The following is a 21,042-nucleotide window of genomic DNA, read 5'->3' on the forward strand; positions in this document are numbered from 1 at the left end:
GGTTTTTTGTCTTATTTGTGTTCTATTTTGTTCTTTGTTGTTTTAGGTTAGACTATCCTTTGTGTGTAACTATGCGTGTAACTGGCAAGGGATATGACAAAGAAAACTTTACTAACAGACACTAAGCTTAAGAAGCTCCTGAGAGCCGATTTAAGCAAACAAGAGTCTCACAGCGTTGGAATGGGTTTAAGTGTTCGAGTAACACCCTCACAACGTCAATCTGGAAGCGTTAGGCCTGATAACAACCTGCTTTGGTTGTATCGCTATCGTGTTGGAGATAGAGCCACCAGCCCCAAAGCATTAACGCTTGGCAAGTATCCAGAGATTAGTCTGTCTCAAGCTACCGCGATTAGGGATAAGTGTCGTAAGTGGTTGGCAGCAGGCAAAGATCCTAAGAACGAGCTAGCTATTCAGAAGCAAGATACCCTAAAACCTTTGACTGTTAAGCAAGGGCTTGAGCTTTGGCTAAGTGACTTCAACGCCAGAAAGCGTGTTAACGCAGAAAAACACTTTGCTCAGTTCCGAAAATACATATTTCCTACCCTTGCTGATCTTCCCTTAGAGCAAATCACTAAACCGATGTGGATTCGCTGCTTACATCGTTCTGATGATAAATGGTCAGTCGCTCGCGGTTACACACTCAATAATCTTAAGCAGGCTTTACGTTTCCTAAAGAAACAGGGACACAAGCTAGATACTGATGTATTTGAAATCGACTTTGACGACATAGGCGCAGCCAAGCAGAAGAAATCGAGCCGAGCGGCGGTAGAAGTGCCTGATGGAGAGGGAAACATTGAATGGGATGAATTGCGTGATCTAGTTGAGTTCAGCTTCAACGGAAAGATGGTTCCGTATTATCAAAACCTTTTACAAATCTTGTTGGTGACAGGGGCGAGGACTCAAGAGGTAAGGCTATCCAGGTCTAGTGAGTGGGATTTGAAGCGTAGGGTTTGGACTTGTCCAGCAGAACACAACAAGGTCAAAGACAAAGCGCGGCAAGCTGGTGGTATTGGCGATATTGTTAGACCTATCCCTGAGTTTATCTGTCCACTTATTGAGAGCCTAGTTACCAACAATCCAGACGGTTATCTTCTTGGTGAGCTTAAGCAAGCGCCAGCGGTGAGCGCATGGGGTGGCAAGCTGTCACAGCGTATTGGCTGGATTAGTGACGATGAAGTGAAGCAGCACAAGCAAGCTGGAAAGCCCCTCAAAGATCACCCTAAATTCTTTCGGTTCCATCACCTAAGACATACGTTTAGTACAGCATTGAATGAGCTTCAAACCGATAACTACGCCATTGAAATGATGCTCGGTCATGCGTTGCCAAGGATTGAGGGGAACTACAACAACTCAAGCGCAATGAAGCGTAAAGCTAATTTGCTTAGGGTTTGGTGTTCACATATTGAGAAGCTATTAGAGCGTGGTGAGTTGGCTAGCAACGTGGTGAGCTTTGGGGGTAGTCATGGCTAAGATTGGTGATACTGATTGGCGTTTGACTGACTTCCAAAAAAGCGAGCTGATTAACGGCTTGGGGTTGGGTGGTGATCATTACAGCAAGCTAGTAAGTCAGTTATTTGATGAAACTGAAAAGCAAATGAGACTGGCAGAGTTGCCGAGTGGTAACGGTAGGCCACTCAAGCAAGAGCGATTCGATAAGCTGATACAGCAGGCTACAGCGCTTCAAAGCACATTGAGTGAGCTAGACGGAATATCTAGGGCGTTTCTAGATAGTGAGGTAGTTCCCAAAGCTAGCCTTGTTGAAACCGTCAGATTAGAGTCAGAGTCGAGCTACGAACCAAGTCTGTCGGCTGTTTTGGATAGCTTGAAAAAGCAAACTGAGACCTATGTCAGAAATCACAAGGGATATCTCAGCAAGTGGGAAATGGTTTTAGAGCATTGCTTTATCGCCTATTGGGCGTTGGTATCCCACGATGCTTGGGGTATTGATATCGAATCACACCCTGATAGCACAAGGAAAAGATTCCAGTTCGCTCACAGTCGAAAGAGCCTGTTTGTTAAGTACTGCCTGATCGTTCTTAATGAGGATGAAAGTAATCCTTTGATAGGTGAGGATTCAATAAAGAACTGCCTCAAAAGCGCAGGTTGGTATCAGCGCAGAATGAGAGCCTTTGAAAGGGGGATAAACTAGGGAGGTTAAGGATATGGTTCCTACCCCCTTTAAATAGTCGCATACCAAGAAAATGAACCTCGAACAAACAACAAGAGAGGTTCAATATGTTTTCTTCCAGTCAGCGTTTTCTTACCACCAAGCAAGTTTGTGAGTCACTAGGCGTAGGCCGAACATGGCTCTATAACGCAGAGAAGCAAGGTCGCTACCCTAAAGGCGTCCGTCTTACTCCTCGCTGTGTTCGCTATCGTGCCGATCTCCATGAGCAATTTGTTCAAGGTGATTGGTCGCCAGAAGCAGCATAAAGGGGAGGCACTATGAAAAGTAAAAGCGCCACCCAGCATAAACCAAGCAGCGCCAAAACCGACACTGGCAGCTTAACATGCCGGCCACCAAGCAAGCTAGAAAAGTGCTTGATGACGTTCTTGGGTCAAGGGCTTAAAGGGGTTCATACCCTCGACCAGCAGGTTGCTAGTATATCGCACGTGAAGCGCATGGAAGCGACTGGCAAGTATTGGACGAGTTGTCTTAATACCGATGTGTCGACCATGAAGAAAAAAGGTATCCAGGTATCATCTAAATTTGAGCCTTATCAAAGTGCTTATGGTTATGTGGCTAACTTTAAGCGTTATTGGTTAGCGGATTCTAAAGCCGCTCTGAAAGCAGTTAAGCAGGTTAATTTGCTTCGTCAAAAGCGTAAGGCGACCACTCTACAAATGGAGCAGATTAAGGGCTTTTTATCTCCATATTTAAGGAAAGAAAAAGTTAGTGATTGCTAACTTTTAACCCTATATATACCAAGGGGTGAACAACATAGAACAACACCCCTAGGTTTTTTACCCCTCAAAATTGAAACTTATCCACAGCGCCCTTTATATACAGCCTTGCTTGCTGGGTTAGTAGTTACTAACTCTCTGCTAGGTAATTAATAATACCTATAGAGGGGCTTATTAGGCCTTTAGTCTTTATGACCCAAATAACTCATCAAAAATGGTTCGAATATCGTGATGAAATTTGGTCGATCAATTCATCAAAAAGCGGATTGAGGACGGACATACTCAAAGCAATACTGGGTGAGCTAGATGAAATGCTTTGTCGTCACAGAAAGGTGTTTGTTTGGCGGTTCGATCTTCACTTGCCATACCCCACTGATGACAACAAGCTGATCACGGACTTTAATCGCAGACTCAGAAAGCGAGTGGAGCGACTTTATGATAGTGAATATTGCTATGCTTGGGTGCGAGAGCATGAGAAAGCCAAGAGCCAGCACTATCACTTTGCGTTGATTCTCAATGGAAGCAAAGTTAATCATTATCACCAGCTAGCGGAATGGGTTCGAGATATTTGGGAGTATCACGGTTCAGTGTTCATAGGTGATGCTGGTGGGCGTCATAGTGGCTGTGACTATCACAACCTAGAACGTGATAACCATCAGGCCATTGATGCTGCTAGCTATCACATCAGTTACATGGCTAAGCCTAGAGGGAAAGGGTATCGTCCAAAACAAACCAAAGACTTTGGTTCTTCACGTCTAGCAAAACCTAACAAATGTTAAGTATTGCTAAGGTCATTCAATGATAAGTATGGTCAAGGTTTGTTAGATCTTAAGTAATCTAAAGGCTGAACGTTTAGTTATGTTTAGGTGTCACACGGTTTTCGTGACTAAGCCGTGACAGTTTCAGCGATGTTAACTCAGGTTATGGTATTTGGCTTACAATCTGTAAGTAATCATAAGGTTGTGGCTTGATGTTTCGGGAGGCTTTTGGATGAATCAATTAGAGCTACTAGCAACGGCTATCGTTACGGCCGACACTTGGACACCTCGCAGGTGGGTGGCTAAGTTTGGCGGTATTAACATTGCTCAAGCTACGCATTTAAATAAAGACTATCGAGAAGCGCGAAAGACCATGTTTGCGAGGCTACCAGAGCAGGCAAGCCAAGAGCACTATGGTGGATTGTCAGAACATAGGGTTTGTTATTAGGTTTTGAGCGTTCACGGTTTACCACGCTTCGTGTCTGATTAACCCAGTTAAACCAGTTGGGTTTCTTTGGGTTTTGTGACGGTCGCCTAGCGCTGAAATTTTTAATAATTATTACAGGGAAGTCATTTATGAATTTAAAAATGTTGGTGGCACTTGTCGGGATTAATCTTTGTTTGGTTGGTTATCTGGCTTTTTCGGGGCCATATGAGATAAGAGTGACACCACAAGGTGAGCTTATAGGATTTGGTGGAAAGCTCAAAGAGCTCGCTCAAGGTCGAGAGTTCTGGGTTAAACAGCTTCAATTGGTAGAAAGAGAAATTCGGTGGGAGAGAACGCAGCCACAGCGACAGGCTGAACTCTTAAATGGCCTAAATGAAATCAATGCTGAGGTTGAATACCAAATTGCCAGTTATCGGAATGATTACCCAGGCGAGGTAATGAGCCAAGCTGAACTATTGAGAGAACAGGCTAATAGTTTAAGTCAGCAGGCTAATCACTTGGAGCGTGAGCAAATAAACTCTGAACTTGAGCGCTATCGGTTAGTGAGGATTCAGGAGCTTGTAAGAACTCAATCAGCAATCAAGCAGAGGTTAGTGGGCTTTTAGTTGGTGGGTTTATGTTGCGTGTAACTATGCGTGTAACTACAAAAGAAAAGGGCTTGGTGAGAAATTACCAAGCCCTTTAATATCAATGATTTAGGCGTTTACACCTAGTTCATGCCGTATTTTTTTAATTTTTTACGTAGCGTGCCACGGTTGATACCTAGCATGTTTGCTGCACGGGTTTGGTTACCGCGAGTGTGCTGCATGATGATGTCTAGCAATGGTGCTTCAACTTCGCTTAAAACCATTTCGTAAACTTCTGAAGCTTCCTGACCGTCTAATTGAGAGAAGAAGTTGGTTACAGCGCGCTTAACTGCATCACGTAGTAGCTGTGGTTTGATAGTACCGTTTGCGGTTTCAATTTTACCGACGGTAAGTTGGTGAACTTCTGTGTTAGTAGTAGTCTGATCAAACATTCTATTTCTGCTCTTTATTAATTCTAAACTAATTCATCAAAATAACATTCCAAAAAGGAATGTTGCTGGGCAGCGCTTTCAAGCCGATTAAACTCAGCTCGAACAGAGCGCTGCTCCTCATTATTTAGGTACCATCCAACATGCTTCCTAGCAAATCGGACACCTTTAAATTCGCCATACAAGTCGTAAAGTTTATTAAGGTGCTCGAGCATCACTGTGCGTTGCTCTTGCGTCTTAATTGGCGATAACTTGTTACCTGTTTCCAAGTAATGCTGGATTTCTTTAAAAATCCAGGGCCTTCCTTGTGCACCTCTTCCAATCATCAGAGCATCGGCGCCGGTGTAGTCAAGTACAAACTTGGCTTTTTCTGGACTGTCGATGTCTCCGTTGGCGACAACTGGAATCGAGATATTCTGTTTTATTGCTTTGATTGTGTCGTACTCGGCAAAGCCTTTGTACATACATTGGCGAGTTCGACCGTGAACTGCTAATGATTGAATGCCACAATCTTGGGCAAGCTGGGCGATTTGAATTCCGTTACGGTTTTCTGGGTCCCACCCCGTGCGAATCTTCAATGTGACTGGCACATCCACAGCACCAACCACCGCTTGTAAAATGTCTTTTACTAGCGCGGGGTTTTGCATGAGTGCAGAGCCCGCTAATTTCTTATTCACTTTTTTTGCTGGGCAGCCCATATTGATGTCAATAATGTGCGCGCCTTGCTCAACATTCACTTGAGCGGCGTTAGCCATTAGCTCTGGATCTGCACCGGCGATTTGAACTGAGCGAATACCTTCTTCACCAGAATGCATCATGCGCTGGCGGCTTTTTTCTGTATCCCAAACATCGGGGTTAGATGAAAGCATTTCTGATACGGCTAAGGCTGCACCATAGCGTAAACAGAGGTTTCTAAAAGCTTGGTCGGTGACACCTGCCATTGGTGCCACGATCAGCTGATTGCTCAGTAGATAAGGGCCAATTTGCATTGTGAACTTCACCTTGCTCGTCAAAGGGGCGCTATAGTATCCGTTTTTGAGGTGCTTGAAAAGGTCAATAAATGACCTAAACGAAACTTTTTTTCTTGACTTTTAACTGAGAACATTAATTGCCAAAAAAAGTGTGAAATTTGTTGGGTTTTGAGGATTGGCGCGAGTTGTAGGGTGAAAATAATGTTGAATTTGTTACCTCAAACGAGGCAAGTTAATGGGAGTAATTTTTTGATTGTGTGAAATTTGTCCCATTAACTTTGTGTCTGACAAATAAATACCGCTTATTTGCGCACGCCGTTTAAGCGGCTCCAATCTTCTTTATGTGAAACGGGCTCCATTTCAAACCATTGGCTATAAAACTCTGCCACTTCTTGTGCTTGTTCATGCAATAAACCTGATAAGGCAAGTTGGCCACCTGTTTTGACTTTCTCTGCAATCAGTGGGGCGAGCTCTTTTAGCGGTCCGGCAAGAATGTTAGCAACTAAAATGTCAGCTTGAAGGTGTTGCGGTTGATTTTCTGGTAAGTAAAGTGCCAGTTGATCTGCTACACCATTGCGCTCAGCATTGGCTTTTGACGCGTCAATTGCTTGGTAGTCAATATCAACCCCTGTGACTTTCTTTGCGCCCAACTTAATGGCTGCAATAGCTAAAATTCCTGAGCCACAACCAAAGTCGATGACTTCTTTGTCTGATAAATCAAGGCTGTCTAACCACTCTAAACATAACGCGGTTGTTGGGTGAGTCCCTGTTCCAAACGCTAAGCCCGGATCAAGAATTACGTTAACTGCTTCTGGGTTAGGAATGTCACGCCAGCTTGGGCAAATCCATAAACGTTCACCAAATTGAATTGGGTGGAAGCTGTCCATCCATTCACGTACCCAGTCTTTGTCTTCTACTTGTTCTATTTTGTAGTTGATGCTTTCACCTAAATAAGGGAGCAACTTCAAACGTTCAACAACCGGCGCTAAGTCATGTTCGGCTTCAAATAAGGCGATGACGATGGTGCTATTCCACAGTGGGGTTTCGCCAAGCTTTGGCTCATAAATTGGGGTGTCTTTTTCGTCTTCAAAAGTAATAGAAACTGACCCTTCTTCCATTAACTGATCGCTAAGTGCGTCAGCGTGAGGGCCGTCAGTGACAATTCTAAGTTGGATCCAAGGCATGGTGATTCTCGTTTACGGTATATAGGCGGCTATTGTAAACCATGGTGGAGTTATCCCCAACTATTGCCAAGGGTGATTAAGGTTTGTGGGCGGTGAACGTTAACCTATGCAGATTAACTGGTGTGATAATAGCTGCGGGTAGTGAGCCAAGTTCTGCATGGGTTGCCAGTGTTTGGCGAATGGAGTTGTTCCATTTTGTCGGGGTGCGAAGGTTATCAGCGATCATAGGTGTATGATTTTCATGTGTCAGTGCTGGTGCGCCAAGGTGAAATATATTTTCGCGACGCAACTTCGTGAGTGGCGTTGCCGGTAGCAACACAACGTAGCGTCATTGACGGCTATGAATGTGGGTTGGGTTGTTTAAGGATAAAGGTGAGCGAACTCACTTTTATCCTTAGGCAATTGAATGGTTTTCATCGCCGAGGCTTTTGACTAAATAAAGGGTTATTCAAACCCTTCTAATACAATTTTACCGATACTGCTGTTAGTTTCTAATTGTTGGTGGGCTTTGATAAGGTTAGTGGCATTAATTGTCCCAAAGTGTTCGCCCATCGTGCAGGTTAAGGTGCCGTTATCAATGAGGGTTGCAACCTGATTTAACAACTGATGCTGCTTAATAATATCGTCTGTGGTGAACATGCTGCGGGTAAACATAAATTCCCAATGCAATGATAAGCTTTTAGCTTTCATTTTCATGATATCAATTGGCTGTTCTGGGTCATCAATCAGTGCAATTTTACCTTGTGGGCGCAATGCGCTGATTATCTCGTCAAAATGCGTATCAGTATGGGTTAAGCTCACTACATGAGTGACATCGTTAAAACCTGCATTAATGAGTTCTTGATGTAACGGTTTACTGTGGTCGATGACGGCATCTGCGCCAAGGCTCAGTACCCATTGACGACTTTTTTCCCGTGATGCGGTGCCAATTACGGTTGCACCAGTTAACTTTGCTGCCAACTGCACTAAAATTGAGCCAACACCGCCTGCTGCGCCAATGACTAAAATTCGGGCATCTTTAGCACTGCCATCTTGGGGTAAACCTAAACGGTCAAATAGCATTTCCCATGCAGTAATGCTGGTTAGTGGCATCGCGGCTGCTTGTGCGTGGCTAAGTGATGTTGGCTTGTGTCCTACAATGCGTTCATCAACTAATTGGTATTGAGCATAAGTCCCTGAACGGGTTACATCGCCGGCATACCACACTTCATCACCGACACTGAATAATTCAGTCTTGTCGCCAACAGCTTTGACTACACCGACCGCGTCCCAACCGAGTACCACGGCTTCGCCTGCTGGTGGCTGTCTACGTTGGCGCACTTTAGCGTCAGCGGGATTTACTGCAATAGCTTTAATTTCAATTAAGAGATCATGACCACTTGGGGTAGGTGTCGCCAAGGTGATGTCTTCTAATGCTTTTTCTGCCGAAATGGCCCCTGCTGTATAATAACCAATGGCTTTCATATTCACTCCGTTTAAGATGATTGTGGTATTAGTGACATGCATTTTGCGGCTATTTTTTGTTTAAATAAATAGGGTAATTATTGTTTGTTTTTCAATTATAAATTGATAATAAATTGGGATGATGAAGCAGTAATTATGCGTTTAGCGCAAGGGAAGTGTGGTTTACGCTCTGTAAGCTATGAGGCGTTTTACAAAGCACAAAGCACAAAGCACAAAGCACAAAGCATCAAGCGTAAAGCAAGCGCAGAGGAGAATGGCAAGGCTACGGTCGTCGGTTAGGTTGATGATATAAGCTAAAATCAACGCCTAAAGAGGCGAGCTAAGTGAGATTATTGGCCATTAACAGTGTTGATTACGCCTTTGCGGTTGCCAGTGGAGCCAGCTTAATGAGTTCAGCTAAGTTATTAGCGTCAAGCTTGTCCATCAATTTTGCCCGATGCACTTCAATGGTCCTCACTGATAAGAACAATGCTTGGGACATTTGTTTATTGGTTTGGCCAGCGATAACTAAATTAAAAATTTGTTTTTCACGTTCTGACAAGGTGTCAATTTTATCTATGTGTTGTTGTTTTAAGTATTGCTTTTGGCTAGTACGTAAACCTTTATCTATTGATGCTGAAAGCGCTTTACCTTGAACGGGTTTTTGAAAAAAGTCGAATGCGCCATTTTTAAAGGCATCAACGGCCATCGGCACGTCGCCATGGCCGGTAAGGAAAATAACTGATAATGGACTATTGGCTTCATTTAAGCGTTGGTGAATTTCGGGGCCGCTTAAATCTGGCATGCGTGCATCAAGAATGACACAGCCCGGTTGGGTGAGATCAATGGTCGACAAAAAAAGCTGACCTTGCTGAAAACAGTTAAGCGTGTAGCCAAACCCTTGCATTAAAAAACTGATGGCATCGACAATTGCAGCATCATCATCAACAAGATAAACAGGAAGCGATAGAGGTTGTTGCATGGCAGGGACACATTTGTACATTCGGTTACTGATATGTATCGCAATTTATGTTTTTGTGCGAATTAATTTACATGGAATATGAGTCATATCACGTTGAAGATGACCTTGGCATCGTAAGATGAACCCGCTTAGCTAATAAGGGGGATTTTTGTGCTAAAAGTGATCATGTTAAGAGTGTTGCTCGTGCTGTGGGTGATAAGTGTTTCGCCGTTATCTGCGGCTAAGGTAACAGACTTTCATGTTGGTGTACTGGCCAATTGGGGGAATCAACAAGCGACTGAGCGTTGGTCACCAATGATGCGCTACCTAGAGCAACAAGTGCCTAATACTCGCTTTCATGTTTATCCGGGTAACTTTGCAGCGTTAAATGCTGCCATGGAAGCTGGCAAGATTCAGTTTATCGTGACCAACCCTGGGCAGTATTTATATTTATCAAACCAATATCCTTTGTCGTGGTTAGCCACCATGCGATCGCGACGTCATCACGGGGCCACTTCAGCAATTGGTTCGGCCATTATCGTGCGCGCAGACAGTCAATTTCGTACGCTTTATGATTTAAAATCTAAACAAATTGTTGCGAGTGACCCGTACGCATTAGGTGGGTATCAAGCGACTGTGGGGTTATTGCATAAACGTGGCTTGGACCCTAAAAGCTTTTTTAAAAAAGTGAGCTTTTTAGGCTTCCCATTAGATCCCTTGTTATATCAAGTGCGTGACGGATTTGCTGATGCGGCTATCACCCCGCTGTGCACCTTTGAAGATATGGTGGAGCGTGGCCAAATCAATGCCGAAGATTACCGCATTTTAAACCCGAGTAAGCCCCAAGGTTTTGATTGTCAATGCAGTACTCGGCTTTATCCTAATTGGTCTTTTGCCGCTAATGAAAGTGTAGACATTAGCTTTACCAAACCCATTACACGAGCACTCATGGATTTACCTGCTGATCATCATGCGGCAATTCAAGCGCAATTAACTGGCTGGACAGCGCCGATTAGCCAATTAGCTGTGATTAAATTATTTAGCGATTTACATGTTGATACTGTGGGGGTTAATCGCTGGGAACTGTTTTCTTCTTGGCTGGATGAAAATCGGCATTGGGGCATATTAGCGATTTTTATTTTTCTGGTTGCTACGGTATACCATTTATGGATTGAGTACCGTTTTCATCAAAAGAGTGAATCGTTAGTCGAGTCAGAACGGCAACTTAAACAGCAGGAAATTGCCTTAGAACGCTTACAAAGTGCAGCCATTATAGGTGAGATTGGTGCAGGTTTAGCGCATGAAATAAATCAACCCATAGCCGCTATTACCAGTTATAGCGAGGGCGCGATTATGCGCTTGCAAAATAATCAACCTATTGACGTGGCTGCGGGACTGGCGTTACTTGAAAAAATTCATCAACAGTCGACCCGTGCTAGTGAAGTCGTACATCGTATTCGTGGATTACTTAAGCGAAAAGAAGCGGTGATGAGTGACGTGAATATTTTAACCTTAGTCGATGAAAGCATTGCACTACTAAGGCTTGAATTAGTGCAGCGCGATATTATCATTGAAACCAAGATAAAAGGTGAGCCATTTTTTATAACTGCCGATCGTGTTGGGTTATTGCAAGTATTGATTAATCTTATTAAAAACAGCATTGATGCGATAGAGGTATCAGAGCGAACACTTGCTGGGAGAATTAGGATTACAATGCACTTTAAAGAGAAGCAAGTCGATATGGCGATCATTGATAATGGCACGGGTATTTCACAAGCATCTTCAGCGTTAATTGCGACGTTTTTTAGCACGAAAAAAGAAGGGTTGGGGCTTGGACTCGCTATTTGCCATGATGTGGTTAAAGAGCATAAAGGCGACTTTAAATTGCAAAATAGAGTCGATGCGCAAGGTTGCATCGTGCGATTAAGTTTACCTAAAAGAGGCTGTGATACTCATGCGATTACCCCGAGCTAATGCTGGTTAAAACGTTACAAAGCGCAAGAAATAACAATGAATGTGGTTTACCACAATAGACAAAATAAACGACCTTAACCGGTCGTTTTTAAATTGTGAAAACCGTCACAAAGCCAATGACTGGTTAATCAATATGTGGTTTACCACAATATTCAAGCTCCCATCAGTGTTCAACAATGATGAAAACCTTAGAACAACGACAGCAACGTGATGACCAAGCTGATCTGTTCCGAGGTACCACTGTCAATTGGGAGAAAGACCATGAAACTAGATCGGCGTACCTTTATCAAAGGCGCGAGTGCAGGAACCGCAGGTTGTGTGTTTGCAACCTTGCCTGGTTCTATCGCGGCTTTGGGTAACTCTTTGATTAAGGGAAGCGAGCAATCTGTCGCCAGTATTTGTGAGATGTGTTCAACACGCTGCCCTATCACAGCACGCGTTGTTAACGGCAAAAATGTATCCATTATCGGTAATCCAAAAGCGAAGGCTTTTGGTGGTGCTGTTTGTGCCCGTGGTGGTGCAGGGCATAGCCAACTTTATGATAATCAGCGCATTGTTAAACCCCTAAAACGTGTAGGTGAACGAGGCGAAGGCAAATGGGCTGAAATCGAGTGGGATGAAGCGTATAGCATTGTTGCTGAAAACCTTAACCGCTTAAAAAAACAATACGGCCCAGAAAGTGTGGCGTTCTCATCTAAATCGGGTTCGTTATCAAGCCACTTTTTCCACTTGTCAAAAGCCTACGGCACGCCGAATACCTTTACTCATGCATCAACTTGTCCGGCTGCGTATATTGTTGCCGCTAAAGCCATGCTGGGCGGGCGAGTTCGTCGCGATTTAAGCCATTCTAAATACGTTATTAATTTCGGTCATAACTTGTATGAAGGAATTAATATGGCTGAAACGCGTGGCATGATGGAAGCGCAGATGGATAAAGGCGCCAAGTTGGTGGTGTTTGAACCTCGTTTTTCTATTGTTGCCGACAAAGCCGATGAATGGTACGCCATTAAACCCGGTACAGATATCACTGTGGCATTAGCAATTTGTCATGTACTGATTGAAGATAACTTATATGACAAAGCCTTTGTAGCGCAATATGTTGAAGGCTTTGATGAGTTTGCCAACGAAGTAAAAGCATATACACCTGAGTGGGCTGAAGCAATTTGTGACGTGCCAGCAGAAGATATTCGTCGTATCAGCCATGAATATGCTGCTGCTGCGCCACATGCTTTGGTCGATTTTGGTCACCGTGCAACTTTTACCACTGAAGAGTTTGAGTTACGCCGTGCTATTTACGCTGCCAACATTCTAATGGGTAATATTGAACGTAAAGGCGGATTATTCTTTGCTAAAAAAGCGGGCGCTTATAACAAGTTTGCCGGCGATAAAGTGGCTCCGACTCTGCAAAAACCGGGTGTGAAGAACATGCCTAAAATTGATGCAAAGCGGATTGATATGGTTGATGAACAGTATTCAATGCTGTGGTCATCAGGTGGTATTTATCAAACCATTTTAGATGCCACATTAGACGCGCATCCTTATCAGTTGCGTGGTTGGGTGATGAACCGAACCAATCCAATGCAAACCATGACCGATCGCGCGCGCATTGAACAAACCATGAAAAAGCTCGACTTCATTGTTTCTTGCGATATTTACATCAGTGAAAGCGCCGCTTATGCCGACATTATTTTACCTGAATCAACTTATCTAGAACGTGATGAAGAAGTGTCAGATAAGTCGGGTAAAAACCCAGCTTACTATATCCGTCAACGGGTCGTTGAGACAATTGGTGACACAAAACCGAGTTGGTTAATTTGGAAAGAATTGGCTGACCAAATGGAGTTAGGTGAGTATTTCCCTTGGGAAAATATGCAAACTTTGCAGTTATTCCAAGTGAATAAAGATCTCGATTTACTCAATAAAATTAAGCGTGAAGGTTGGGTGAGTTACGGTACGCCATTGATGTTACGTGAGCCAAGTGTACTTAACACTTTTGTTAGTGAGCATCCAAATGCGAAACCGTTAGATGATGATGGCACATATGCCAGTCAATTAAGCTTCAAAACACCGAGCGGCAAAATTGAACTGTCATCACCGAAAGTTGAGCAAATGTCAGCCGGTCGCGGTGTCATTAAATACCGCGAAGTGAAAATGAAAAAAGCCGATGAGCTGTTTTTCATTCAAGGTAAAGTTGCCGTGCATACCAACGCGGGGACACAAAATGTCCCGATGTTAGCCAACTTAATGTCTGATAACGCAGTGTGGATACATCCCGTCACAGCGGGTGCGCTTAACATTGCCACTGGCGATAAAATCCGCATCTTCAATGATACTGGTAGCGAAGAAGGTCATGCCCTTGTGACTCCAGGTATCCGCCCAGACACGGTGTTTGCTTATATGGGTTGCGGATCTAAAAACAAAGAGTTAGCTCGTGCATCTGGAAAGGGTGTGCACTGCGGTAACTTACTTCCTCATGTTATTTCTCCGGTTACAGGTATGAACTTACATACTGCCGGCGTCAAAATAGCCAAGCTTTAATCGGAGTTTATTATGACTAAACGTTATGTTCTTGTGCACGACGAAAACAAGTGCATTGGCTGCCAAGCATGTAATGTCGCTTGTCGCAGTGAAAATAATGTCCCTGAGTCGGTGACCCGAATTCAGGTTCGAATTGAAGGGCCACATGGTAACTTCCCTCACCTTCATTTTAAGTATAACCGTGTGTCGTGTGAGCAGTGTGAGAACGCGCCATGTGTCACGGTGTGCCCAACAGGGGCTGCTTATGTGAATAAAGATGGCATTGTGTCCATTAATGAAAAGAAATGTGTTGGCTGTTTATATTGTGTGGCTGCTTGTCCGTATAAAGTGCGCTTTATCAACCCAGAAACACGCGTGCCAGACAAGTGTGATTTTTGTAAAGAGACACGACTTGCCCGTGGTGAGCAACCTGCCTGTGTGGTGGTATGCCCAACACAAGCACTGACTTTTGGTGATGCTAACGATACATCATCTGAGGTGTGTAAGTTAATCGATACCAAGACCAACTATCTTAAGAAAGTTGAATTGGGAACCCAACCAAGGGTTTATCGCATTCCTAGCCGTAAAGGAGGGATTTAATAATGAATAATATCTGGGGCTCAATGGAGCAATATGATCCGGTGGTTTGGAACTGGATAATCGCAGTATATTTATTTATGGCAGGTTTATCAGCAGGTTCTATGCTGGTGGCTATCGGGTTGAAGTGGTACAAACAAAGCCGAGGATTACCAACCCAAGGGTTGCCGGTCCTTAAAGCCGCAGCAGTGATTGGCCCTGTGGCAATTTGTTTAGGTATGGCATTATTGGTAGTGGATTTAACCAAGCCATTTGAGTTTTACCATATTCTACTCAATTATAATTTGACCTCGGTGATGGCGTGGGGAGTGATTGCGCTACTTGTCTACATTCCATTGGTGTTTGTCTTTGCTGGATTAGTATTCGAAAAACAAGTACTACAGTATTTGCCTTGGTTAGCTGGCACATTAAAAATCTGTCAAAAACTAGAAAACAGCCTGAACAAACTGATTTTTGGCCTTGCGCTAGGGGTTGGGGTTTACACTGGATTCTTATTGTCAGCCATGATCAGCTACCCCATCCTTAATACTGCAGTGTTACCTGCGTTGTTCCTCGCATCAGCATTGTCTGCAGGTTCAGCAGGGAATATTTTAGTTGCGACCTTATTCTTTAGTAAAAAAGAGTCAGATTGTATTGAGCAAGTGCACCGCATTGAATACCCAGTCGCGTTTAATGAAGCATTATGTTTAGTGTTGTTGTTTGTTGGGCTTAACTTTTCAGGCCCTGCGGCGCAGGCTGCCACAGCGGCCATCAGCACAGGAGCATGGGCAAGCGTATTTTGGATTGGCGTGGTAGGTTTAGGCTTAGTGGTACCTGTATTGGCAAGTACATTAGCGCCTAAAGCAATGCGTCATACTAAAGGCTTCTTAATCTCGGTGTCATGTAGCACGATTATTGGGGTGTTAGCTCTTAGACACTTCGTTGTTTATGCCGGTCAGAGTTATATTAGTTAATTTATAAGGGATAAATACCCAAATAAGCGTAATAAAAAGCCGTTTAACGATATTGTTAAACGGCTTTTTTTTGTCTGCTTGACGAGCCTTAAGTCTCAATTGTCATTCATAAAATAACACTCATAAAAAAACCGCTAATAATATTAGCGGTTTTAAATTAAGCAGGGCTAAAACAACTTTATGATTTAGCGCGTTTCATTGCAGTGAAGAATTCATCGTTTGTTTTGGTCATTGCCAATTTATCGATAAGGAATTCCATGCCTGAAACTTCATCCATTGGGTTGAGAATTTTACGTAAAATCCACATTTTTTGTAGCTCGTCTGGCGTGGTCAGTTTTTCTTCACGACGAGTACCAGAGCGATTGAAATCAATGGCTGGGAAAACACGTTTTTCAGCGGCTTTACGAGAAAGGTGTAACTCTTGGTTACCTGTCCCTTTAAATTCTTCGTAAATGACTTCATCCATTTTCGAGCCGGTATCGACCAATGCAGTTGCAATAATGGTTAGACTGCCGCCGTTTTCAATGTTACGTGCTGCACCAAAGAAACGTTTAGGACGATGTAGTGCGTTAGCGTCAACACCACCAGTGAGTACTTTACCTGATGATGGAATAACGGTGTTGTAAGCACGGGCAAGACGGGTGATAGAGTCTAATAAGATAACCACGTCTTTTTTGTGTTCAACTAAACGCTTGGCTTTTTCAATTACCATTTCAGCCACTTGTACGTGACGTGATGCAGGCTCATCAAAGGTAGAAGCAATGACTTCACCTTTTACCATGCGTTGCATTTCGGTGACTTCTTCAGGACGTTCGTCAATAAGCAGTACCATTAACACCACTTCTGGGTTGTTATGGGTAATGCTTTGCGCCATGTTTTGCAGTAATAAGGTTTTACCGGCTTTTGGCGGCGCAACAATCAAACCACGCTGCCCTTTACCAACTGGCGAACACAAATCAAGAATGCGTGAAGTAATATCTTCTGTTGAACCGTTACCGCGTTCCATGCGAAGACGATCTTCTGCATGAAGTGGGGTTAAGTTTTCAAAGAGGATTTTAGTACGAGAATTTTCAGGCTTGTCGAAGTTAACTTCAGAGACTTTAAGCAGTGCGAAATAACGCTCGCCGTCTTTGGGTGGGCGGATTTTACCAAAAATGGTGTCACCGGTACGCATGTTAAAACGACGAATTTGACTTGGTGATACATAGATATCATCCGGGCCTGCTAAGTAAGAACCGTCTGAGCTTCTTAAGAAACCAAACCCATCTTGAAGAATTTCGAGGACACCGCCACCGAAAATATCTTCGCCACTTTTTGCATGGGCTTTTAGGATGGAGAAAATAATGTCCTGCTTACGCGAGCGGCCCATATTTTCAAGTTTCATGCTTTCAGCCAATGAAACTAGGTCGGATATTGAGGTGTCTTTTAATTCAGTTAAATTCATGAGTATGGAAGTCTTGTTTTGCACGACAAAGCTTACCGCTATCAATTAGTAAGGTTTAGAACAAATTATGATTGATTAGCGAGAAAGGGTTAATAGGAAGAATCTGGTGAATAAATTAGCACTATATGGATAGCACGTCCAGATTTTTAATGAAAAAGTGGCACAAATTGTTCACAACTTGTGCCACAAATCACTGAATGCTTGGGCAACCTAGAAATTAGATTTGAGCGTCAACGAATTCTTTAAGCTGGGTTTTAGAAAGTGCACCCACTTTGGTTGCCACTAACTCGCCACCTTTAAACATAAGTAATGTTGGAATACCACGTACGCCGTACTTAGCAGGTGTTACGTTATTTTGGTCAACATTTAATTTAGCTACGGTGATTTTGCCTGCATAATCTTCAGCAACATCATCTAAGATTGGGGCAATCATTTTACAAGGACCACACCATTCTGCCCAGAAATCAACAAGTACTGGGGTTTGTGACTTAATAACATCATTTTCGAAGCTATCGTCGCTTAGGTATACAATTTTATCGCTCATGTTGTTCTCCGGATTTGGTTCCATTGCTAGTTTATTGGTGGCTTACCATGTATATTGGGCTCGTAAAATCGCTTTTCAAGTGACCAAGTAAAATATCCATTTACTTTGATGACATTATTAATGCGTCACCATTCGACTTTTAATAACACGGATGAATAATGACGCTATTTCAAACCAAAGTTTCTATTTTTGCAACCCCAACAGGTATGCTGGTGCTATGAGCCAAACACATTTATCGACACAGAAGTTTGCTGACTTCCCTCTAAAAACTGAGGTATTAGCTGCATTGAACGAGAACGGCTTTGAATTTTGCACGCCAATTCAAGCGTTATCGTTACCTATTTTATTGCAAGCAAAAGACATTGCAGGACAAGCCCAAACCGGTACGGGTAAAACAATGGCTTTCCTGGTGGCTACTTTTAATCATTTATTAACTGTCGCTGCTCCAGAAACACGTAAAAACACCGAACCTCGCGCAATTATTATGGCGCCAACTCGCGAACTTGCGATTCAAATTGCTAAAGACGCTAACCTTTTAGCAAAGCACACTGGCTTAAAAGTCGGCATTGTTTTCGGTGGTGAAAGCTACGAAACACAACGCGAAGTATTAGATAAAGGCGTTGATATTTTAATTGGTACAACGGGTCGTATTATCGATTATGTTCGCCAAGGTGTGATTAGCTTAAATCACATTCAAGCGGTTGTGCTTGATGAAGCCGATCGTATGTTCGATTTAGGTTTCATTAAGGATATTCGCTTTTTATTCCGCCGCATGCCTGATGCTAAAGCGCGATTAAATATGTTGTTTTCTGCAACCTTGTCGATGAAAGTACAAGAGCTGGCTTATGATCATATGAATGATCCTGAGAAAGTTGAAATTGCCCCGCTTGAGAAAACATCAAAAAACATTAAAGAAGAGCTATTTTATCCTTCAATGGAAGATAAAATGCGCTTGTTACTGACCTTAATTGAAGAAGACTGGCCTGAAAAAGCGATTGTTTTCTCTAATACTAAACACAGCTGTGAAAAAGTATGGTCGTGGTTAGAGGGGGACGGACATCGTGTTGGTTTATTGACTGGCGATGTGCCACAAAAGAAACGTATTCGCATTTTGGAGCAATTTACCAGTGGCCAATTAGATTTATTGGTCGCTACGGATGTTGCCGCGCGTGGATTACACATTGCAGATGTGTCGCACGTCTATAACTATGACTTACCTGATGATTGTGAAGATTATGTTCACCGTATTGGTCGTACGGGGCGTGCAGGTGCTAAAGGGGTGTCAGTGAGTTTTGCTTGTGAAGAGTACGCCCTGAATTTACCCGCTATTGAAACGTATATTACGCATTCAATTCCGGTGAGTAATTACGATCACGAAGCTTTACTCGACGATATTCCAGCTCCTGTTCGTATTCAACGCAAACATCCAACCACTCGTACCCGTGACGGTAGTGGTGGACAAGGTGGAAATCGTAATAGTGGTAATAAACGTCCGCCACGCCATAATCGTAACCGCCGTCACGCATAATAAGCGCCAGCATAAGGCGCAAATAACAGAAGCACGCGATGTCATCTGAACTCTATGCTGCTATTACTTTGGGCTCTAACAGTTTCAATATGTTAGTTGCCCAAACACAGTCGGGAAAACCGACCATTATTGCTAAATATAAACGCAAGGTGCGTTTAGCTGAAGGGATCGGCTCTGATGGCATATTGTCAGAGCTTGTCATGGTTAGAGGGCTAGAGTGTCTTACCATGTTCGCTCAAAAGCTTTCTGAGCACCAAATTAGCAGTGATAATATTGCCGTGTTAGCGACCGCAACATTGCGTGTTATCAATAATGCAGATGAGTTTCATCGCCGTGCATTACCTATCTTAAATCACCCTATTGAAGTGATCTCTGGCCACCGTGAGGCCGAACTTATCTACCAAGGTATGACCAGTACGACTGCTGGAGACGATCAACGTCTAGTGATTGATATTGGCGGAGCTAGCACTGAATTTATCATCGGGGTACAAGACAAATTATTGTTTAAAACGAGCGTGCCGATTGGTGGTGTGTTATTTAACCAGCAAATATTTAATCAACCTTGTTTTAGCATTGCACACTTTGAGCAAGCTAAGTTAACAGTAGAACAAGCGTTAGGTAGCCATTTAGCGACTATTAAAGAGTGGGGTTGGACACAAACCTTAGGTGCCTCTGGTGCTGTGCAGTCAATAATAGCCTTACTGAAGCATCGACAATGTGAACTTGTTATTACCGCCGATGTATTACTGGGGTTACGCGATGAACTGCTTGGCCAAGCGTGTGGTCATGAATTTGAAATAGCGGGTTTGAGTGATGAACAAGCGCCAACGTTTGTTGCTGGAGTGGCCATTTTACTGGCATTGTTTGAACTGCTTGAAATCCATTCGCTATATTTAGCGGGCGGAGCATTGCGTGAAGGCGTTTTGCAAATGCTAGCGAATAACTTAACGGCACAACACTGATTACGCCGGTTTATCTTTAACGGTGCAATCTATAGCTGTTTTTTCATTACCTATCTATCAACCAACCTATCTACTTTCGGCATAAAAAAGCCTGACATTTGCCAGGCTGTTTTAGGTGCGGGTTAACTGCGTTTAGTTAACCGATTAAACATCTCTATTTATTGAGAATATTGTACAGGTCTTGCTCTAAGGTTACTGTTGGGCGCTCGATAATGGTGCCGATAGTTTTGTTATCTTGTTGCACAATAAATGTCGGAATACGCGTAAATTCGTATTGTGCTGCTAAACCTTCTGCATCAGCTTTTTTACGGTCAACACCAATAAATTTCACATTAATATTGGGGTTGTTGACTTGTTCCATGATTTTGATGAAACGGGGTGTTTCACGATGACAATCGGGACACCAAGTACCAATAATGACGACAATCTCTGTCGGAGTATCAATTTTTTTGAGTTGCTCAATGACGTTACTGTCACTGCTATAGTCTGTGAATTCTTTGTTGTATTGCTCAGGAAACGATTTTTCAATTGCTGCTGGGGTTACCAAACCGGTAATGATCACTTCTTGTTTCTCCTGACTACAGGTGGCCATAAAGCCTTGTTCTTCAGCTTCAAATGCACAACCACTGTTGGCCATTGCTGGGGTAATAATAAAGCTGGATGATAAAATGATTGTTGCTGAAACGAAAACAGTTTTGATGGTGTTTTGCATATAGTAATCAACTCCTGTAAAAGGTCTTGATTAACATTCAAACATCCACGCAACTATTTACATAGTATTGGTGAGGCAATTTGTAACCTAAGTCACTAAATTAGAACCTGATGTCTTAATGGTGTTG

General features: G+C 43.2%; 21 protein-coding genes. 13 read left to right on the top strand and 8 right to left on the bottom strand.

Going from position 1 to position 21,042, the window contains the following annotated elements:
* The first annotated feature begins 93 nt into the window (after positions 1-93).
* The 7 genes from G3R48_RS05850 (at position 94) to G3R48_RS05880 (ending at position 4,715) form a co-directional block, all read left to right on the top strand.
* Positions 94-1,470 carry a tyrosine-type recombinase/integrase gene (locus G3R48_RS05850; RefSeq protein ID WP_153661991.1) on the top strand — a complete coding sequence of 459 codons (1,377 nt, stop codon included), beginning with the start codon at positions 94-96 and terminating at the stop codon, positions 1,468-1,470.
* Positions 1,463-2,149, top strand: a complete 687-nt coding sequence (locus tag G3R48_RS05855) for a hypothetical protein (protein WP_153661989.1) — start codon at positions 1,463-1,465, stop codon at positions 2,147-2,149. The genes G3R48_RS05850 and G3R48_RS05855 overlap by 8 nt, the downstream gene beginning before the upstream one ends.
* Before the next feature lie 86 nt (positions 2,150-2,235).
* Positions 2,236-2,433 carry a helix-turn-helix transcriptional regulator gene (locus tag G3R48_RS05860; RefSeq protein ID WP_153661987.1) on the top strand — a complete coding sequence of 66 codons (198 nt, stop codon included), beginning with the start codon at positions 2,236-2,238 and terminating at the stop codon, positions 2,431-2,433.
* Positions 2,434-2,445: 12 nt separating this feature from the next.
* Positions 2,446-2,907 (top strand): hypothetical protein, encoded by a 462-nt coding sequence (locus G3R48_RS05865; protein ID WP_153661985.1) that lies wholly within the window; start codon positions 2,446-2,448, stop codon positions 2,905-2,907.
* 188 nt (positions 2,908-3,095) lie between these two features.
* On the top strand, positions 3,096-3,683 hold the full coding sequence (locus tag G3R48_RS05870; protein WP_153661984.1) for a YagK/YfjJ domain-containing protein: 588 nt from the start codon (positions 3,096-3,098) through the stop codon (positions 3,681-3,683).
* A 211-nt stretch (positions 3,684-3,894) separates the two neighbouring features.
* On the top strand, positions 3,895-4,110 hold the full coding sequence (locus tag G3R48_RS05875) for a hypothetical protein (protein ID WP_153661982.1): 216 nt from the start codon (positions 3,895-3,897) through the stop codon (positions 4,108-4,110).
* A gap of 128 nt (positions 4,111-4,238) precedes the next feature.
* On the top strand, positions 4,239-4,715 hold the full coding sequence (locus G3R48_RS05880) for a hypothetical protein (protein WP_153661980.1): 477 nt from the start codon (positions 4,239-4,241) through the stop codon (positions 4,713-4,715).
* Positions 4,716-4,819: 104 nt separating this feature from the next.
* Here G3R48_RS05880 and fis read toward each other — a convergent pair whose 3' ends face one another.
* The 5 genes from fis to G3R48_RS05905 form a co-directional block, all read right to left on the bottom strand.
* Positions 4,820-5,128, bottom strand: coding sequence for a DNA-binding transcriptional regulator Fis (fis, locus tag G3R48_RS05885; RefSeq protein WP_055023591.1), 309 nt, complete (start codon positions 5,126-5,128; stop codon positions 4,820-4,822).
* Positions 5,129-5,151: 23 nt separating this feature from the next.
* Positions 5,152-6,114, bottom strand: coding sequence for a tRNA dihydrouridine synthase DusB (gene dusB, locus G3R48_RS05890; protein ID WP_153661978.1), 963 nt, complete (start codon positions 6,112-6,114; stop codon positions 5,152-5,154).
* 284 nt (positions 6,115-6,398) lie between these two features.
* Complete coding sequence (prmA, locus tag G3R48_RS05895) at positions 6,399-7,280, bottom strand: 50S ribosomal protein L11 methyltransferase (protein ID WP_153661976.1); 882 nt, start codon at positions 7,278-7,280, stop codon at positions 6,399-6,401.
* Between the two features lie 444 nt (positions 7,281-7,724).
* Positions 7,725-8,744: a zinc-binding alcohol dehydrogenase family protein gene (locus tag G3R48_RS05900; RefSeq protein ID WP_153661974.1), complete on the bottom strand. Its 1,020-nt coding sequence runs from the start codon at positions 8,742-8,744 to the stop codon at positions 7,725-7,727.
* Positions 8,745-9,096: 352 nt separating this feature from the next.
* Positions 9,097-9,705, bottom strand: coding sequence for a response regulator transcription factor (locus tag G3R48_RS05905; protein ID WP_153661972.1), 609 nt, complete (start codon positions 9,703-9,705; stop codon positions 9,097-9,099).
* A gap of 165 nt (positions 9,706-9,870) precedes the next feature.
* On the opposite strand from G3R48_RS05905, the gene G3R48_RS05910 reads away from it, so the two are divergent.
* The 4 genes from G3R48_RS05910 to nrfD all read left to right on the top strand — a co-directional run bounded on the left by G3R48_RS05910 (position 9,871) and on the right by nrfD (position 15,725).
* Positions 9,871-11,658 (top strand): sensor histidine kinase, encoded by a 1,788-nt coding sequence (locus tag G3R48_RS05910; RefSeq protein WP_153662152.1) that lies wholly within the window; start codon positions 9,871-9,873, stop codon positions 11,656-11,658.
* 261 nt (positions 11,659-11,919) lie between these two features.
* Positions 11,920-14,196, top strand: coding sequence for a thiosulfate reductase PhsA (gene phsA / locus G3R48_RS05915; protein ID WP_153661970.1), 2,277 nt, complete (start codon positions 11,920-11,922; stop codon positions 14,194-14,196).
* A 12-nt stretch (positions 14,197-14,208) separates the two neighbouring features.
* Positions 14,209-14,775, top strand: coding sequence for a 4Fe-4S dicluster domain-containing protein (locus tag G3R48_RS05920; protein ID WP_153661968.1), 567 nt, complete (start codon positions 14,209-14,211; stop codon positions 14,773-14,775).
* A gap of 2 nt (positions 14,776-14,777) precedes the next feature.
* Positions 14,778-15,725 (top strand): NrfD/PsrC family molybdoenzyme membrane anchor subunit, encoded by a 948-nt coding sequence (gene nrfD, locus G3R48_RS05925; RefSeq protein WP_153661966.1) that lies wholly within the window; start codon positions 14,778-14,780, stop codon positions 15,723-15,725.
* Between the two features lie 178 nt (positions 15,726-15,903).
* On the opposite strand, the gene rho is transcribed toward nrfD, so the two are convergent.
* Positions 15,904-17,169, bottom strand: coding sequence for a transcription termination factor Rho (gene rho / locus G3R48_RS05930; RefSeq protein ID WP_153661964.1), 1,266 nt, complete (start codon positions 17,167-17,169; stop codon positions 15,904-15,906).
* Positions 17,170-17,386: 217 nt separating this feature from the next.
* On the bottom strand, positions 17,387-17,713 hold the full coding sequence (gene trxA, locus G3R48_RS05935; protein ID WP_153661962.1) for a thioredoxin TrxA: 327 nt from the start codon (positions 17,711-17,713) through the stop codon (positions 17,387-17,389).
* 217 nt (positions 17,714-17,930) lie between these two features.
* On the opposite strand from trxA, the gene rhlB reads away from it, so the two are divergent.
* Together rhlB and G3R48_RS05945 are read left to right on the top strand one after the other, a co-directional pair.
* Positions 17,931-19,241 (top strand): ATP-dependent RNA helicase RhlB, encoded by a 1,311-nt coding sequence (gene rhlB, locus G3R48_RS05940; RefSeq protein WP_153661960.1) that lies wholly within the window; start codon positions 17,931-17,933, stop codon positions 19,239-19,241.
* A 38-nt stretch (positions 19,242-19,279) separates the two neighbouring features.
* Entirely contained in the window at positions 19,280-20,203 is a 924-nt protein-coding gene (locus G3R48_RS05945) for a Ppx/GppA phosphatase family protein (RefSeq protein WP_153661958.1), read from the top strand.
* Positions 20,204-20,357: 154 nt separating this feature from the next.
* Here G3R48_RS05945 and G3R48_RS05950 read toward each other — a convergent pair whose 3' ends face one another.
* Positions 20,358-20,915 carry a thioredoxin family protein gene (locus G3R48_RS05950; RefSeq protein ID WP_153661956.1) on the bottom strand — a complete coding sequence of 186 codons (558 nt, stop codon included), beginning with the start codon at positions 20,913-20,915 and terminating at the stop codon, positions 20,358-20,360.
* Between the last annotated feature and the right edge of the window lie 127 nt (positions 20,916-21,042).

The organism is Shewanella intestini (assembly GCF_018221465.1).
GTDB lineage: Bacteria > Pseudomonadota > Gammaproteobacteria > Enterobacterales > Shewanellaceae > Shewanella > Shewanella intestini.

Excerpts from the sequence above, each read along its gene's own strand:
- G3R48_RS05860 (WP_153661987.1), top strand. The coding sequence starts at position 2,236 with ATGTTTTCTTCCAGTCAGCGTTTTCTTACCACCAAGCAAGTTTGTGAG.
- fis (WP_055023591.1), bottom strand. The coding sequence starts at position 5,128 with ATGTTTGATCAGACTACTACTAACACAGAAGTTCACCAACTTACCGTC.
- dusB (WP_153661978.1), bottom strand. The coding sequence starts at position 6,114 with ATGCAAATTGGCCCTTATCTACTGAGCAATCAGCTGATCGTGGCACCA.
- G3R48_RS05900 (WP_153661974.1), bottom strand. The coding sequence starts at position 8,744 with ATGAAAGCCATTGGTTATTATACAGCAGGGGCCATTTCGGCAGAAAAA.
- prmA (WP_153661976.1), bottom strand. The coding sequence starts at position 7,280 with ATGCCTTGGATCCAACTTAGAATTGTCACTGACGGCCCTCACGCTGAC.
- G3R48_RS05875 (WP_153661982.1), top strand. The coding sequence starts at position 3,895 with ATGAATCAATTAGAGCTACTAGCAACGGCTATCGTTACGGCCGACACT.
- phsA (WP_153661970.1), top strand. The coding sequence starts at position 11,920 with ATGAAACTAGATCGGCGTACCTTTATCAAAGGCGCGAGTGCAGGAACC.
- rho (WP_153661964.1), bottom strand. The coding sequence starts at position 17,169 with ATGAATTTAACTGAATTAAAAGACACCTCAATATCCGACCTAGTTTCA.
- G3R48_RS05855 (WP_153661989.1), top strand. The coding sequence starts at position 1,463 with ATGGCTAAGATTGGTGATACTGATTGGCGTTTGACTGACTTCCAAAAA.
- trxA (WP_153661962.1), bottom strand. The coding sequence starts at position 17,713 with ATGAGCGATAAAATTGTATACCTAAGCGACGATAGCTTCGAAAATGAT.
- G3R48_RS05880 (WP_153661980.1), top strand. The coding sequence starts at position 4,239 with ATGAATTTAAAAATGTTGGTGGCACTTGTCGGGATTAATCTTTGTTTG.
- nrfD (WP_153661966.1), top strand. The coding sequence starts at position 14,778 with ATGAATAATATCTGGGGCTCAATGGAGCAATATGATCCGGTGGTTTGG.
- G3R48_RS05865 (WP_153661985.1), top strand. The coding sequence starts at position 2,446 with ATGAAAAGTAAAAGCGCCACCCAGCATAAACCAAGCAGCGCCAAAACC.
- rhlB (WP_153661960.1), top strand. The coding sequence starts at position 17,931 with ATGAGCCAAACACATTTATCGACACAGAAGTTTGCTGACTTCCCTCTA.
- G3R48_RS05905 (WP_153661972.1), bottom strand. The coding sequence starts at position 9,705 with ATGCAACAACCTCTATCGCTTCCTGTTTATCTTGTTGATGATGATGCT.
- G3R48_RS05950 (WP_153661956.1), bottom strand. The coding sequence starts at position 20,915 with ATGCAAAACACCATCAAAACTGTTTTCGTTTCAGCAACAATCATTTTA.
- G3R48_RS05945 (WP_153661958.1), top strand. The coding sequence starts at position 19,280 with ATGTCATCTGAACTCTATGCTGCTATTACTTTGGGCTCTAACAGTTTC.
- G3R48_RS05850 (WP_153661991.1), top strand. The coding sequence starts at position 94 with ATGACAAAGAAAACTTTACTAACAGACACTAAGCTTAAGAAGCTCCTG.
- G3R48_RS05920 (WP_153661968.1), top strand. The coding sequence starts at position 14,209 with ATGACTAAACGTTATGTTCTTGTGCACGACGAAAACAAGTGCATTGGC.
- G3R48_RS05870 (WP_153661984.1), top strand. The coding sequence starts at position 3,096 with ATGACCCAAATAACTCATCAAAAATGGTTCGAATATCGTGATGAAATT.
- G3R48_RS05910 (WP_153662152.1), top strand. The coding sequence starts at position 9,871 with ATGTTAAGAGTGTTGCTCGTGCTGTGGGTGATAAGTGTTTCGCCGTTA.